At 63.0% G+C, this 14363-nt stretch carries 8 protein-coding genes, 1 tRNA gene and 4 pseudogenes; 5 read left to right on the forward strand and 8 right to left on the reverse strand.

All coding sequences use genetic code 11. The annotated features are described in order from the left end of the window. Window positions 1-65: 65 nt before the first annotated feature. Window positions 66-885 (forward strand): annotated as a pseudogene (locus ACYQ78_RS15880) (IS5 family transposase). Between the two features lie 9 nt (window positions 886-894). Beyond that, window positions 895-1461 (forward strand): annotated as a pseudogene (locus ACYQ78_RS15885) (transposase family protein); the annotation flags it as partial. Between the two features lie 47 nt (window positions 1462-1508). Here ACYQ78_RS15885 and ACYQ78_RS15890 read toward each other — a convergent pair. The 3 genes from ACYQ78_RS15890 to ACYQ78_RS15900 are packed head-to-tail and all read right to left on the reverse strand — an operon-like array spanning window position 1509 to window position 8070. Then, complete coding sequence (locus ACYQ78_RS15890; protein WP_459801589.1) at window positions 1509-3023, reverse strand: type I restriction-modification system subunit M; 1515 nt, start codon at window positions 3021-3023, stop codon at window positions 1509-1511. Continuing rightward, window positions 3020-4537, reverse strand: a complete 1518-nt coding sequence (locus ACYQ78_RS15895; RefSeq protein WP_459801590.1) for a restriction endonuclease subunit S — start codon at window positions 4535-4537, stop codon at window positions 3020-3022. Before ACYQ78_RS15895 ends, ACYQ78_RS15890 begins: the two co-directional genes overlap by 4 nt. Beyond that, the gene (locus ACYQ78_RS15900; RefSeq protein ID WP_459801591.1) at window positions 4534-8070 is read right to left on the reverse strand and encodes a DEAD/DEAH box helicase family protein; all 3537 of its coding nucleotides are present in this window, start codon (window positions 8068-8070) and stop codon (window positions 4534-4536) included. Before ACYQ78_RS15900 ends, ACYQ78_RS15895 begins: the two co-directional genes overlap by 4 nt. A 203-nt stretch (window positions 8071-8273) precedes the next feature. Between ACYQ78_RS15900 and ACYQ78_RS15905 the strand changes: the two genes are divergently transcribed. Continuing rightward, the gene (locus ACYQ78_RS15905; protein WP_459801592.1) at window positions 8274-8834 is read left to right on the forward strand and encodes an NUDIX hydrolase; all 561 of its coding nucleotides are present in this window, start codon (window positions 8274-8276) and stop codon (window positions 8832-8834) included. A gap of 101 nt (window positions 8835-8935) precedes the next feature. Here ACYQ78_RS15905 and ACYQ78_RS15910 read toward each other — a convergent pair whose 3' ends face one another. The 5 genes and pseudogenes from ACYQ78_RS15910 to ACYQ78_RS15930 form a co-directional block, all read right to left on the reverse strand. Then, window positions 8936-9316 (reverse strand): hypothetical protein, encoded by a 381-nt coding sequence (locus ACYQ78_RS15910; RefSeq protein ID WP_459801593.1) that lies wholly within the window; start codon window positions 9314-9316, stop codon window positions 8936-8938. Between the two features lie 169 nt (window positions 9317-9485). After that, window positions 9486-10317, reverse strand: a pseudogene (locus tag ACYQ78_RS15915) (IS5 family transposase). Between the two features lie 64 nt (window positions 10318-10381). Then, the gene (locus tag ACYQ78_RS15920; protein WP_459801594.1) at window positions 10382-10984 is read right to left on the reverse strand and encodes a hypothetical protein; all 603 of its coding nucleotides are present in this window, start codon (window positions 10982-10984) and stop codon (window positions 10382-10384) included. Window positions 10985-11123: 139 nt separating this feature from the next. Continuing rightward, window positions 11124-11476: pseudogene (locus ACYQ78_RS15925) on the reverse strand (transposase); the annotation flags it as partial. A gap of 555 nt (window positions 11477-12031) precedes the next feature. Next, a tRNA-Leu gene (locus ACYQ78_RS15930) sits at window positions 12032-12117 on the reverse strand. A 133-nt stretch (window positions 12118-12250) separates the two neighbouring features. Here ACYQ78_RS15930 and ACYQ78_RS15935 point away from each other — a divergent pair. Further along, window positions 12251-13549 carry a M20/M25/M40 family metallo-hydrolase gene (locus ACYQ78_RS15935; protein WP_459801595.1) on the forward strand — a complete coding sequence of 433 codons (1299 nt, stop codon included), beginning with the start codon at window positions 12251-12253 and terminating at the stop codon, window positions 13547-13549. A 103-nt stretch (window positions 13550-13652) separates the two neighbouring features. Next, window positions 13653-14183: a hypothetical protein gene (locus tag ACYQ78_RS15940; protein ID WP_459801596.1), complete on the forward strand. Its 531-nt coding sequence runs from the start codon at window positions 13653-13655 to the stop codon at window positions 14181-14183. Window positions 14184-14363: the final 180 nt, after the last annotated feature.

Consider the following 14363-nt stretch of genomic DNA (forward strand, 5'->3'; position numbering starts at 1 on the left):
CTAAGAGGTCCTAACAGAATGAGTTCTGTTGTGCTTTGATCTCTCGCTGTAGCCGAGCGGGAGGCATGCGGGTGGCGAAGCTCAAGCCGTGGGAGGTCAGCGACGAGTTATGGGCAGTGATCGAGCCCTTACTGCCCCGCCGCCGTCGGCGGGTCCGCCATCCGGGGCGCAGACGCCGGGATGATCGGCTGGCGCTTCAGGGCATTCTGTTCGTCCTGCACACCGGGATCGCCTGGGAGCATCTGCCGCAGGAGTTGGGCTACGGCTCGGGGGTGACGTGCTGGCGACGTCTCGCCGAGTGGAACAAGGCCGGCGTCTGGCAGCGTCTGCATGAGGTGCTGCTGGACCGGCTCAGGGCCGTGGACGCCTTGGACCTGTCCCGGGCCGTGGTGGACTTCTCCCAGATCAGAGCGCTAAAAGGGGGCCGCAGACCGGCCCGTCTCCCGTCGATCGCGGACGGGCCGGAAGCAAGCACCACCTGATCACCGACGCGGCGGCATCCCGCTGGCGGTCATCCTCACCGCCGCCAGCCGCAACGACGTCACCCAGCTACGGCCGCTGCTGGACGCCATCCCCAAGATCCGAGGCAAACGCGGTCGGCCTCTCCAGCGGCCCGATGCCGTCCTGGGCGACCGCGGCTACGACCACGACAAGTATCGCCGCCTCGTCCGCGAACTGCAGATCCGCCCGCTGATCGCCCGGCGCGGTACCCCACACGGCTCCAGCCTGGGCAAACAACGCTGGGTCGTCGAACAGGCCTTCGCCCTGCTACATGCGTTCCGGCGCCTTCGCATCCGCTGGGAAGCTCGCGCCGACATCCACGAGGCCTTCCTCAAACTGGCCTGCGCACTCATCTGCTGGCGCCGACTCAGCTCATTTTGTTAGGAGCTCTAAGTGCGAGAGAGCGTCAACCTTCTGGCGGCCCTGGCCGACGATCTCCAGGCCGCCGTCGCACGAGTCGGCCGCCTGGCCTACGCCATCCTGGACGCGACCCTCATCCTGATCGACCGCCTGGCCGATCAGAAGCCGTACTACTCGGGAAAGCATCGACATCACGGCCTGAACGTCCAGGTTCTCGCCGACCCCATCGGCCGGCTGGTCTGGGCCTCACCAGCTCTGCTCGGCGCCGTGCACGACCTGACCGCCGACCGCACCATCGGCCTCATCGAGGCTCTGACCAGCGCCGGCGTGCAGATCCTCGCCGACAAGGGTTACCAAGGCGCGGGCGGCACCATCCGCACCCCGTTCAAGCGGCATCGGTATCGGCCACGGCTGTCCTCCGGCCAGAGAACCGTCAATCTCTCTCACGCCCGCATCCGGGCCATGGGCGAATGCGCAGTCGCGACTCTGAAGACCTGGAAAGTCCTGGCCAAACTCCGCTGCTGCCCGCACCGGGCCACCGCGATCGTGCAGGCAATCCTCACTCTGGAAGCCATCGAAACCACTCGCTATTCAGGATGAAAAGGCTCACTTTTGAAGGGTTCAGCCCCCGACACCGCGAGTGCCCGCTATTTCACGGACGCATCGCTCCCGTGCTTTGCCTGTTGGAGCGCTTCCGCAATTGCCACGAACTCGCTGAGAGCGGCCTCGAGATCCTCGACAATCTCTTGGGCGATCACCTCAGGCGGGAGCAGACCGTCGTCCTTAAATGCCGGGTCTTTCAGCCAGGTGATGTCCAGGTTAACCTTGTCACGGGAGATCAGTTCGTCATAAGTGAATGGGTGGAACCGCTCGGTCTCGATCCGACTCTCTCGTGACTCGCCTGGTCGATAGCACTTGACGAAGTCGTCTAGATGCTCGCGGCGGAGGGGGTTCTGCTTCAACGTGAAGTGCTGGCCGGTTCGGAGGTCGTACACCCATAGCTTCGATGTCCACGCGGTGTCCGGCCGGGCCGGGCGCTTGTCGAAGAAGAGCACGTTCGCCTTGACGCCACCGGCATAGAAGATGCCGGTCGGGAGTCGCAGCAGGGTGTGTACGTCAAACTGACGTAGTAGTCGCCGCCGGATCGTCTCGCCGGCCCCGCCCTCGAAGAGTACGTTGTCCGGGACAACTACGGCGGCCCGGCCGGGGATGCCGAGCATCGAGGCGATGTGTTGAACGAAGTTGAGCTGCTTGTTGGTGGTCGTGACCCAGAAGTCCTGCCGGTTGTAGGAAATGTCCTCCCGCCCGGCGCGCCCGTCCTCCCCAATCACCGTGATGGAGGACTTTTTTCCGAACGGTGGATTAGCTAGGACCACGCTTGGGTGCCGGTACGGAGGCTCGGCCAGCGCGTCCTTCACCTCGATGAGCGACTCGCCTCCAGCCTTGCCCACCCCGTGCACGAGCATGTTCATCGCGGCGAGGCGAGCGGTGCCGTCTACGAGTTCAGTACCCCGGATCGTGCCGTTGCCGAGGCGGTCACGCTGCTCAGGGCTAAGCGAATCGCCATAGTGATCACTGATGTACTCATAAGCCGCCAGGAGGAACCCGCCGGTGCCGCAGGCCGGGTCTGCGATTGTGTCGTCAGGACCCGGTTGGATGCAGTCGATCATTGCGGCGATTAGCGATCGCGGTGTGAAGTACTGCCCAGCGCCGGTCTTGATGTCTTCCGCGCTCTTGGCTAGCAACTCCTCATAGGCATCGCCCTTGACATCTATGCCCTGACTGGACCAGCGCTCTTTATTGATTAGGTCGACGATGAGTCGCTTGAGCTTCGCCGCATCCTGCATCTTGTTCTGCGCTTTACGGAAGATCACCCCGAGCGTTCCTGGTTGCTTAGCCAGATCCTGGAGCGTCTTACGGTAGGTCTCCTCCAGATCTTCAGCGTCGGAGTCAACCAGATTCTGCCAACGGGTCGCGATTCCGGCAAGGGATTCGTCGCGGAACTTCTCCGGCCGCCCGAAGTATTGCTCATGTGCCATTTTCAGGAAAAGCAGGTAGGTTAGTTGTTCCACATAATCGATCGTGGATACGCCGTCATCCCGCAGAACATCACAGTAGTTCCACAGCTTGGCGACCAGTCGACGCGTCTCGGCAGTGCTCACAGCAGCGTTTCCTTCTGGGTTGCCTTTTTGCTTGTACGACTCATCCGCCGCTTGGACTCTATACTCACCCCTTTGGTCCTGATGCGCTCTAGGAGCGCCGAGGCGTGTTCGTCGTTTGGGTCCTGGGGTACTAGCCGCCCGGCGAATGCCTCGGCCAATAGTGCCTGGCGCAAACCACGTGACTTGGTATCCGCCAGGACGATCTCTCCTGAGAGACGTTCAATGCCGACTCGCCATTCACTCAATATCTGAAGCAGATGCTGTTGCTCCGCAGGTGGTGGGAGTGGGATGGGCATCGCGCCAAGCTTGCTTCCATTCACATTGGCTTGACCGACTTGCTGCACCATAACTGAGGCAACATACGTCCGGCCAAGCGTGCTGTTGATCACCGTGTTGACCCAGTCTGGTTCCACACCAGCGACCATCCGACAACGGATCAGGTAAGAGGCGAACGTTGCAGGACCCGACGATTCGCGATAGACGGCAGATTTGCCGACCAACTCTGCGCTATTGGTTCGATTGAAGAGAAGGTCGCCGTCTGACAACATAAGAGAATGCACGCCCGGATGGGATTCCGGCAAATACTTCAGGGAATCCATCTGTATCTTCCCCTCTTGAATGTTGCCCATGCGCAATACGGGGACTTTGTTTCCTGAGATACTGGCATCTGTCTTAGCGGATGTTCCGTACTCGATATTCCACGACAACTGGTCAACCGATGCTATGCCCCAGTGGGGTGGCAGCGCTGAAACAATGTCTGTGTTCGGCGGTGTTGCCTTAGCGCGTCGTTTACTAACCAGGGAAGCTCGCTTTTGGAGGATCTCCGCAAGGAATTGATCGCCTCGAGGTTCTGCAGAATCAGAGGTCCACAGCCGGCCCCGAACAGCCTGGTCGACCAGAATTCGATAGAATCGTTTTGTCCGTTCACGTGCACTATCCACGGACGCCACGCCCGCATTTAGGCGGGAGAGATGGTCTTCGAGGACCTGGACGATACGATGCTGCTCTGCGATTGGAGGCAGGGGAAGTGGAATATCTCCGACGCTCCGTGATGAGAGATGCTTTACAGTTACCGAAGATGTTTCAGCCCATATGGCATCGAGGTAACCTTGTAGCAGATAAACCAGAAAGCGGTCATTATAGAAGTCGGGATCTCGAATCGAAATCTTGCATACACGCTGATTAAGAAGTCCCTTGCTGCCCCTCCATTGCGCTATCCGGAAATCGCCGTCCATGCCGACCAGGATATCCCCGGACTGTACGAGATATTGCGCCTCGTAAGGTCCATCATACCAAGTTTCGGACGAATTCCGGCCGATGTCGCGAATTCGGATTAGGGGAAGGCCGCGCCCGGTCTTATTGAACAGACGTGACGAGAATGGTGCTCCATTAAGAATGTCTGCAACTTTTCGAAGCGGAACTCTTTCCCATGTCTCATGTCGTGCCAGCAGTCCTGGACTGCCGGAAGCCTCGGCACGTGTAACGATCTCTGATGGGGTCGTCGTTAGAGTCATGCGGTGAGGTCCCGATTCAGGTCGTCAAGGATGGACTCGGCATGTTCGTCGCCGAAGGTTCGCAGGAAGCCATCGATTCCGCCACGTTCGGTGAACGGTACTTCGCCGAGGTCATTGTGGTCGAACCCTGCGCTGATCGCGACCACATCACGAATCTTTTCCAGCCACCACACTTGATCACCGGTGAAGCGCGCGCCGGACTGCTCCTGCCGTGCGAGCCAGGCGGAGAAGCGTTCCTCGATTACATTGCGGTGCGGCTGGACCTCCCCCTCAAGCAAACCGAGCTCATGCCGGATCAAGGCGATCAAGTCAGCCGGGCCGTGTTTTACATCTGGTTGGGCCGCGGCCAGGCCAACCTGCTGGTATGCCTCCCATAGTCGGTCGGGGGTCCACTGGTGTGGCGGGCGGGCGATCCGCGAGGTCAGCTCCTTGAGCTTCTGATAGACAGCCCGGCCACCCGTCCCATGGCGATAGGCCAATTCAAGCGCAGTCAGCTCATCCCGGTTCTCTGAGACGTACGCAGCCCACGATTCGATGATGCGCTCGGCGGTCTCGCCGCGGCCTACACCACGGGCGTCGAGCAGCGTGTCCCGATTCCCCTCGTCGGTGAGGATTTCATGGGAATTCCGAATCTCCAGTAGACGGCGGCGGAACTTGGGGTCAGCCAGCGGCCGCACCGCCTGCTCCACCATCGTGCGTTCCACCGCCGAACCACCAGCCCTGGCCCGCTCCAGCCACTCTGGGTCGGCGGTCTCTGCGAGACTGGCGATGACCTCGGTCAGCGGGCGGCCCGTCAGGGCCTCCAACTCGGCACGCTCATCCGGGGTGATCTGCTTGTTCAACCGAGCGAGTCGGCCAGCGAGCGTAGAGGTCTCCTTCGCCGAGATGGTCAGGTTGCCCGCCTTGCTCAGCAACTGTTTAAGCGCGATCTGCTTTTCACTGTGCTGCTCCAAGGGTGTTGCGTCGACCCGTGGCGAATCCGTCACGCCCACCGCATCCACGATGACAAAGCGGTCCTTGCTCTTCACATCCGGAGTGACCGCCTTCAACTCCGCCGGGTCTAGGGTGCGCGCACCCCGGCCCTTCATCTGTTCGAACAGCGCCCAGCTTTTCACCTCGTTGAGGAAGAAGACGCACTCCAGCGGCCGGATGTCGGTCCCGGTGGCGATCATCGTGACGGTGACCGCGATGCGTAGCTCCGGGCTGTTGCGGAACGCGGAGATCAGTTTTGTCGCGTCCTTGGCCGCATAGGTGATCTTCTGGCAAAACTCGTTACCCTTGCCGAAGGTCTCCCGTGTCATTTCGACGATCTCCTGGGCATGGTTGTCGTCGACCGCGTAGATCAGTGTCTTCGGCACGTAGCTACGAGACGGCTGACCCGGCAACGGTGGGAAGATCTCTGTGAAGAGCCGATCGCGGAAGGTCTCCAGCACCAGCTTGAGCTGCCCCTTGCTGATTACGTGACGGCCAAGCTGCTTGCCGCTGTAGGTAAAGTCGTCGTCGAGCTCCTCGTACCGCTGCCGCCGGGTACGGCGATCACGTTTGGGGACGACCGTTCCCGCCTCAATCTTTGCGCCCTGCTCAGTGATCTCGGTGCGAATCCGGTAGACGTTGAAGTCGACATTGACTCCATCTGCTACGGCCTCGGTGTAGGTATATTCGCTGGCCAGTTCCTGATGGAAGAAGCCGAAGGTCTGGGCGACGGGAGTGGCGGTTAGGCCAATCAGAGAGGCGTCGAAGTATTCCAGCACCGCCCGCCACTTGCCGTAGATCGAGCGGTGACACTCGTCGATGACTATGAGATCGAAGGTCTCCGGGGGGACCGCGCGGTTGTAACCCAGCTCGATCGCCTCGTCCACGTCATAGGTGTCGTATGTCTCGTCCTCCACCTCAGGCGCAGGCGGTTCCTGGCCGCGCAGCATCGCGTACAGCCGCTGAACTGTGGAGATCACGACCTTGGAGGAGTCCAGCATGCCCGCGCCGGACAGCCGCTGCACGTTGTACAGCTCACTGAACTTGCGCCCATCATCTGCGGTGACGTAGTTGGTGAACTCGGTGTGCGCCTGCTCTCCAAGGTTGTTCCGATCGACTAAGAAGAGCACTCGGGCAGCTCCGGCGTACTTGAGCAGCCGGTAGGAGAGAGTGACCGCCGTGAACGTCTTACCCGCGCCCGTCGCCATCTGGATAAGCGCGCGCGGCTTGCCCTGCTGGAGCTTTGCCTCAACGCCTCGGACAGCACGGTCCTGTGCGGGGCGCAGGCGTGGATCTGCCAGCTCGGGGAGACCTTGGCGCAGCTTAGCCCGGAGCGTTGGCAGATCGGGATTCTTGTCCGCCTCCCGCATCCAGCGAGCCAGGGTCTCTGGCCTATGGAACCAGTGGACATCACGGGCTCGCCAGTCCGGGTCGAGCGTATAGGTAAAGCGAGTTTCCACTGCGGTGGTCTCATACCTGAACGGAAGGGGCAGCCGCCACGCCTGTATCTGCTGAGACGCCTTGAGCCCTTCGGCGTAACGGGCTGACTGCCGCTCCACTGCACCGAGTGCGGTGCCCTCCCGCTTAGCTTCGACTACGCCGACCATCTTGCGATCCACATACAGCAGGTAGTCGGCAGGACCAGTGGCAGTCTGCGCCTCCCGCACGGCGACCCCGTCCCCGGCGAATAGATCCTCCCGTCCAGCATCTTGAACGTCCCAACCAGCTGCGACGAGCATCCGATCGACCTCTTCGCGGACCTCGCGTTCAGTCCGCGGCTCGCGGGCTGCGCGGATAGCCTTCTCGATGAAGATCTCACGATCGCCCGCCGTGGGCCGCTTCGCGCTTCTCATGCGGTCAGCGAAGGACGACTCGAACTCGTTGAGCCTGGTGTTGAGTTGGTCGATCAGTGCACGCAAGTGGTCGCGGTCAGCAGTGGCCCGGCTGAGTTCTTGTTCGGCCTCTTCCCGAGCCCGTCGTTCCGCCTCGAACCGAGAAGTCTTCTCGTCCAGGCGCACCTTGACCTCGGTTAGCCGATTCCTCTCAGCCTCGAGCGTCTCCTGGATCCGGACCAGCTCTGCTTGATCACCTGCGCTCGTGGCTTGAGTGATCGGATCCGGTGGAGGCACGAATGCGATCTGTTCCCGGCTCTCCTCCGCATCACCTTGAATGGCGCGGTAAAACCAGACGCCGAGCTCGAAACAGGTCCGTACGGCGTTCAGTGCAACGCGCACCTCTCCGTAGTGACTGTGGACCGCTTCGTTCCCGAGGGTGCGGAGCTGATGGAACGCGTTCTGGATTCGGGGAACGAGCACTCCGGCCTGGCTCAGGGCCGTCAGGCGGTCGAGTTGGCGATCGCCGTTGACTCGTGTTCCGGTGAGGACAACGAGTTTGGCAGCTAGAGCCTCGCCGAATTGGCGAGCCTTGACAAGAGACGCGTTGGGATCGGTGTACACATACGACTCGGCACCGGCGCCGTCGAGCACCAGCAACGGTTCGTACTGCAGGAGCCGTCCGAAGTTGGGCGACCGGCGTGCCAGTTCCTGGATCCGCGCGTCCATCGATCCCCATTCACCCATGACAAGCAAAGCCCTGCAGAATATCCCAAACTAAGTATGGGGCACCAGCTCATCCAGACAGTCTGATTGATCCAACTTGAGCAGGTTCTGTAGTACGTTGCTCGGGATGATGCGGCGGTGATTCTCAGGGTGACGCCGTCGATGTTCTCGGGTACGTCGGCGATCTATGGTTGTAGCGTCGCGCTGTGGCTACCAACGAGGAGCAGACGCGCTGGATCGTCCACGGCGAACGGCTGATCTACGACAACGAGTGGATCAGGCTGGGCCTGGTCGACGTCGAGATCCCTGACCGCGAGCGCTTCGAGCATCTCGCCGTACACCTGGGCCGTGTCGCCATGACGGTTGTCGTCGATGACGATCAGCGCGTGCTGATGATGTGGCGCCACCGCTTCCTGTTCGACCGCTGGGGCTGGGAGCTCCCCGGCGGCCTGGTCGAGATCGGGGAAGACCCCCGGGCAACCGCCGCCCGCAAGGTTGAGGAAGAGACCGGCTACCGGCTGCGGGAGATCGAGCACCTGATCACCTTTCAGCCGATGGTCGGCATGGTCGACTCCGAGCACCTCGTCTTCCTCGGCAGGGGCGCCAAGTTGGCCGGCGAACCCGCAGGAGAGGTCGAGGCCGATCGCCTGGAGTGGATCCCGATGAAGGAGATCCCCGGCATGATCGCGCGCGGCGACGTTTGGAACTCCGGTGTCTTGGTCGGTCTGTTGTACGCCCGAGAGCGCCTCAACGCTCAGCGCGACTGAGGGCCTGCCGCAACCGGGCGATCCGTCGTCCGTTGCGGCGGGAGCCCGTCATGGTGGCGAGTTGTTCGGCTTGGTAGAGGTGGGGTTGCGCGGCGTTGGCTTCACTCATGGTGAGAAGAGCGTGCGCGAGATCGACCCCCCAGCCCGGCCTCGGCGCGGTTGAAGGTGCCGCCCATCCCGGCGAGTGCCGACTTGAGATCTTCGACGGTCTTTGGGTCCCCGAAATGGACGAGACAGCTCCCACGCCAACGGGCCAGATGGTGCCTGTTGAGCACCAGATAGGGAAGCTCCGGATCGGTGTCGCCCTCAGGTAGTAGATCGGCGGTTTTGTCGAGTGCGTCACGGCAGGTCTTCTCATCTCCGAGAGTGGCAGACGCTTCCGCCTCGGCCGCCGCAAGCCATGTCCGGAGCCGGGCAGGCACCACATTGTCGAAGGTGCCGCGTATGTGATGGATGACTTCGGCCGGTCGTCCCAGATCCATCAGTACGTATGCCTGCTGCCCTTTGTGCGTATGCGAGCACGGCCTGGTCTTCAGCCTCGCGGGCCGCCGTGATGGCGCGTTCGTGGTGGTCCCATGCGTCGTTGAGGGCGCATGTATCGATGGCCTGCCAACCGGCGAGAGCGACAGCCTCAGTGGGTGTTTGAGAACGTCAGGTTGACGGATCGAGTGTGAGTTTCGGCTGGCGTTTGGCGGTGCCTCGGGTGATCCGTCGTGCGATGCCTGCGATGGCGGCCCAGCGGATCATGGCCTCGGAAGTGGCGGGGTGGCGTTCGTAGTCTCGGGCCAGGCGGCGGCAGGCGGTTAGCCAAGCCAGTGAGCGTTCGACCACCCAGCGGCGAGGGATCACCGCGAACCCGGTCTGAGCAGGTGCCTTGCGGAGATGTGCAAGGTGGTGCGCAGGATCCTGCGCGTCCAGTCCACCAGCGCCCGGCGAAGCCGGCGTCGGCGTAGACGAAGCGGACGGGTGTGAGCAGGTAGAGCGACAACAGGGTGGTCTTGGCGCCGTTGCGGTCTTGGACGGAGGCGGCCATCACGCAGACGACCAGGAGCAGGCCCAGGGTGTCGGTGACGATGAAACGCTTGCGGCCGTTGATCTTCTTGTTCGCGTCGTATCCGCGTGAGTCGCATCCGACGGTGTCGGCGCCTTTCACGCTCTGGGACTCGATGATCCCCGCCGACGGCTCGGCCTGGCGGCCCTGCCCGGCGCGAAGACGCTTGCGCAGCACGGCCAGGATCTGCTCGGTGACTTTGGCTGCCTCCCAGCGGACGAAGTACCAGTACACGGTCTGCCAGGGCGGGAAGTCGACGGGTAACTGCCGCCAGGAGCAGCCGGTACGCACCACGTACAGGATCGCATCCACCACATCGCGGCGGGCGTGCTTCTCTGGTCGGCCGCCCGTCTTGGGCACGGGTAACAGCAGCTCGATCAGCACCCACTGCGCGTCGGTCAGATCGGAGGGATAACGGCGTCCACGGGGCATCAACCCACGCTGGCGGTCGCCGTGCTGGACGCCCTCGCGACACTCCGGCCTCTATCGGCTGGAATCACCACTTCTCAAACACGCACTCAGACAGCACATGCGCGAGATCCCGGCGTATCCCGTGCCTGATGGCGTGATGGTGGGCGCGCTTGATCTGAGATATCTGAGCGTGCATCTTGTCGGCAATAGCCGCGCTTCCGAGCCGCCTGTCGAGTAGCCGCAAATTGTTGGTGTCGGTCGTGAGGATCATCACGGTCACGGGGTCGATCACGGCGGCTGCTTCGATCCGTGCCTTTAGTTCGTCGCTCTGCTCTTGATGGTCGTTGCCGTGGTTGCCGGTGGGTGAGGCGATGTCGAGTGGGGCAAGGCCGAGCAGCATTCGTGCGTGGTCGGGCAGGCAGAGGCCGGCGGCGATGCGTTCGAACACCTCAAGGTCGGTGACCTGCCGTTGGCCGCGCATGTGCTGGCTGACGCGGCCCTGGGAGATGCCAGTGGCGGCGCTTATGCGTACCTGGCTGGCATCGGAGTACTTGACTGCGATCTTGAATAATCCCGCTATGTCACGATCTCTAAGAATTTTCTGAGTGGACTCCCTGTCCCATACCTCGTCGGAAATGTGGATGGGCTCGTACGCATTTCCTGGCATTCTAGGCTCCGGGGCGTTCATGCTGTACGGATGCTTAGGGCGGGCCTTGAATCCTACCTCTCTCTGCTCGATATCACTCGCTGATATACCCCGGTGATATAGAACAGGAATTCGTCGCGTTCCATTCTTGCCGCATGACAACCCCGGTTAAGAGCTCATTTCAGAATGAGGTGCGTAGGCGTCGGAGGCAGATGATGCTGCAGGCCAGGAGCAACAGTGCGTGATGGAGACGGGCGCGGCGTCCGGAGCGGATGCGTAAGCGTTTGAACTGGTGGAGCCAGGCGAGGGTCCGCTTACGACCCACTGGACCTTGCCCAGGCCGGAACCGTGTGGTGCGCCCCGGCGGGCGATCATCGGGATGACGCCTCTGGCGCGGACTAGCGTGCGGTATTTGTCGTGTTCATAGTCCCGGTCGGCGAACAGTCGGCGAGGTCTTCGGCGAGGACGGCCGCGGATGGGCGGGATGGCCTCCAGCAGCGGGATGAGCTGAGTGACGTCGTTGCGGTGGCCTCCGTCGCTTCGCCCAGGAATCTGCCCTGGCAAACCGAGTCGCCCATCCCCGCAACGTCTACGTTCGAGAGATCGACATCGCTCCGAAGCTGGAGCGCTGGCTCGCGGGACTCTTCACGCCGTGGAACATCGACCGGACCCTGGATCAACTGATCTCGAATGCTTCCCCGGCGCGGGCGACTCACGAAAGTGATGGGCTGCGCCGACAGATCACCGAATGTGACCGGAAGCTGAAGCAACAGCGCGCGGCTCTCGAAGCGGGCGCTGACGCCGTCTTGGTAGCGAGCTGGATGGGAGAGGAACAATCACGCCGTACGGCGCTTGAACACCGCCTGCACCGGCTTCCCGCGCCACGGCCCAGCGCCACGCTCAACCGCGACCAGCTCGCCGACTCTCTGCGCAAGCTCGGTGGCATGGTCGACGTCCTCGGCCGTGCAGCCCCAGCAGAGAAGGCCAAGATCTACGCTGAACTCGGCCTGCAACTGACGTACTTCCCGTCACAGCGAAAAATCCTGGCCGCTGCTGAGAGCAACCAGGATTTTATCGGTTCAGAGTGTGTGTCCGAGGGGGGACTTGAACCCCCATGCCCATCACTGGGCACTAGCACCTCAAGCTAGCGCGTCTGCCTATTCCGCCACCCGGACCGGTGGTGCCACACGCGGAGATCTTCATTCCGCGTCGGCTGTTAAAGGTTAGCACTCCCCGCCCCGTGGTTCATCCCGAGATCCACGCGGCAGGATGGGAACCGCAAGCCGAACCACGCTCTGGAGGAACGCCATGACCGCCGTCACCGGCGAGAACGACGTCGTCACCCTGTGCCAGGAACTCATCCGCATCGACACCACGAACGCGGGCGACAACCGCGGCCCGGGTGAACGTGAGGCGGCGGAGTACGTGGCGGAGAAGCTCGGGGAGGTCGGGATCCAGGCCACCATCCTGGAGAGCGACCGGAAGCGGGCGAACGTCGTCGCCAGGATCGAAGGCACGGACCCCGGCCGGGAGGGGCTGATTCTCCACGGTCACCTCGACGTCGTGCCCTTCCGTGCCGAGGACTGGCGCCATCATCCCCTGTCGGGCGAGATCGCCGATGGCTGTGTCTGGGGGCGGGGGGCGGTGGACATGAAGGACATGGACGCGATGATCCTCGCCACCGTCCGCAAGCGGCTCAGTGAGGGGCGGCGGCCCGAGCGGGACGTCGTCCTCATCTTCACGGCCGATGAAGAGGCCGGGGGTGCCTATGGCGCTCAGTGGCTCGTCGACAAGCATCCGCACCTCTTCGAGGGCGCCACCGAGGCGATCGGGGAGGTCGGTGGGTTCAGTGTCACGGTGGCGGAGAACAAGCGGCTCTACCTCATCGAGGCCGCCGAGAAGGGCATCGCCTGGATGAAGCTGACGGCCACCGGCCGCGCCGGCCACGGCTCGATGCTCAACCACGAGAACGCCATCACCGAGCTCTCCGAGGCGCTCGCGCGCATCGGCCGCTACGAGTGGCCGATCCACATCACGCCGACGGTCAGGTCGTTCTTCAAGGAGGCCTTCGACATCGAGATCGAGGCCGAGAGCGCCGAGGCGGCCGTGGCGAAGCTCGGGCCCCTCGCGCGCATGGTGGGGGCGACCCTCCGCAACACCACCAACCCCACGATGCTGGAGTCGGGGTACAAGGCCAACGTCATCCCGCAGACCGCGACCGCCAGGGTCGATGGACGTTTCCTGCCCGGCCAGGAAGAGGAGTTCTTCCAGACGATCGACGAGCTTCTCGGGCCCAACGTCACCCGCGAGTTCGACTACCACGACATCGCCGTCGAGACCTCGTTCGACGGGCGGCTGGTCAAGGCCATGGCCGACGCGCTCGAACAGGAGGATCCGGGCGCCAGGGCCGTTCCCTACATGCTCTCGGGCGGTACGGACCTCAAGGCGTTCAGCCGCCTGGGAATTCGCGGATTCGGTTTCGCTCCGCTCAAGCTGCCCGCTGACCTGGACTTCTCTGGGATGTTCCATGGCGTGGACGAGAGGGTGCCGGTCGATTCGCTCCAGTTTGGGGTGCGCGTGCTTGATCGGTTCCTGGACTACTGCTGAGTATCAGCTTGCGATCACTTGGCGTGGCTGTAAAGTTACCCAGCGTTGAGGGGTTGATCCGCACTGGGCGGCTCGACGGCACCTGGGAGGTCGCGTGTTCCGCATGCCGCGTGTTCAGCGAGGGGCGTTCGCGCCCGTCGTTGACCGGCATGAGGGCGCGGCCGTCCCGGCCGGGAGCCGGGAAGCTCGGATGGCGCGGTTCGCGGCCGTTTCCTGGCTGAGTCGCCTGTTGGTCGTCGGTGGCCTGATCGCCGTCGGCTGGGTGCTCGGAGTGGTCTTCGGTATCGCCGGTGAGGCCCACGCCTCCACCGGCCCCGTCCCCTCACCTGTCGCCGCCGGGTCGGTGCAGATCGCCGACGGGTTCCTCACGGCGGGCGACGCGCAGGCCATGGCCGGGCGCAATGTCGACGGGCTGACCAGCTCGTCCGCCCCGGTCGCGCCTCCTCCCGCCTCCGCCGAGCATTCTCAGGGCAACAGTCTCGTTCCCCCGAACGGCGGCGGTTCGATTCACTTCGGGGATGTCACACGGTCCTTCGCCGGGCCGCGTCCCGCGGTCCTGCCTGTTCCCCTGGCGGCCGTGCTTCCCCCGGTCGTCCGCACAGCGGCGGACGACCCGTCTTTCTCTCCCGACTGATCCCGCGATCCGGTGATCGGTCTCGCCTGAGTCCTGGCGTCCCCTGCCGGGCAGGCATCTCTTCTCTCAGCGCGTCTGTCGCGCGATTTCCCCATCCTCGTGACGCTCCATGGCCCCGCTGTGTCTTCGGCCTGGAGTCCTTCAGTCACGAGCTGTCAGGTACCCCCAGAACACAAATGG

Source organism: Herbidospora sp. RD11066 (assembly GCF_054661255.1).

Coding starts and splice junctions, on each gene's coding strand:
- ACYQ78_RS15900 (WP_459801591.1), bottom strand. CDS start 8,070: ATGGACGCGCGGATCCAGGAACTGGCACGCCGGTCGCCCAACTTCGGA.
- ACYQ78_RS15910 (WP_459801593.1), bottom strand. CDS start 9,316: ATGGATCTGGGACGACCGGCCGAAGTCATCCATCACATACGCGGCACC.
- ACYQ78_RS15920 (WP_459801594.1), bottom strand. CDS start 10,984: ATGAACGCCCCGGAGCCTAGAATGCCAGGAAATGCGTACGAGCCCATC.
- ACYQ78_RS15940 (WP_459801596.1), top strand. CDS start 13,653: ATGCCGCGTGTTCAGCGAGGGGCGTTCGCGCCCGTCGTTGACCGGCAT.
- ACYQ78_RS15895 (WP_459801590.1), bottom strand. CDS start 4,537: ATGACTCTAACGACGACCCCATCAGAGATCGTTACACGTGCCGAGGCT.
- ACYQ78_RS15935 (WP_459801595.1), top strand. CDS start 12,251: ATGACCGCCGTCACCGGCGAGAACGACGTCGTCACCCTGTGCCAGGAA.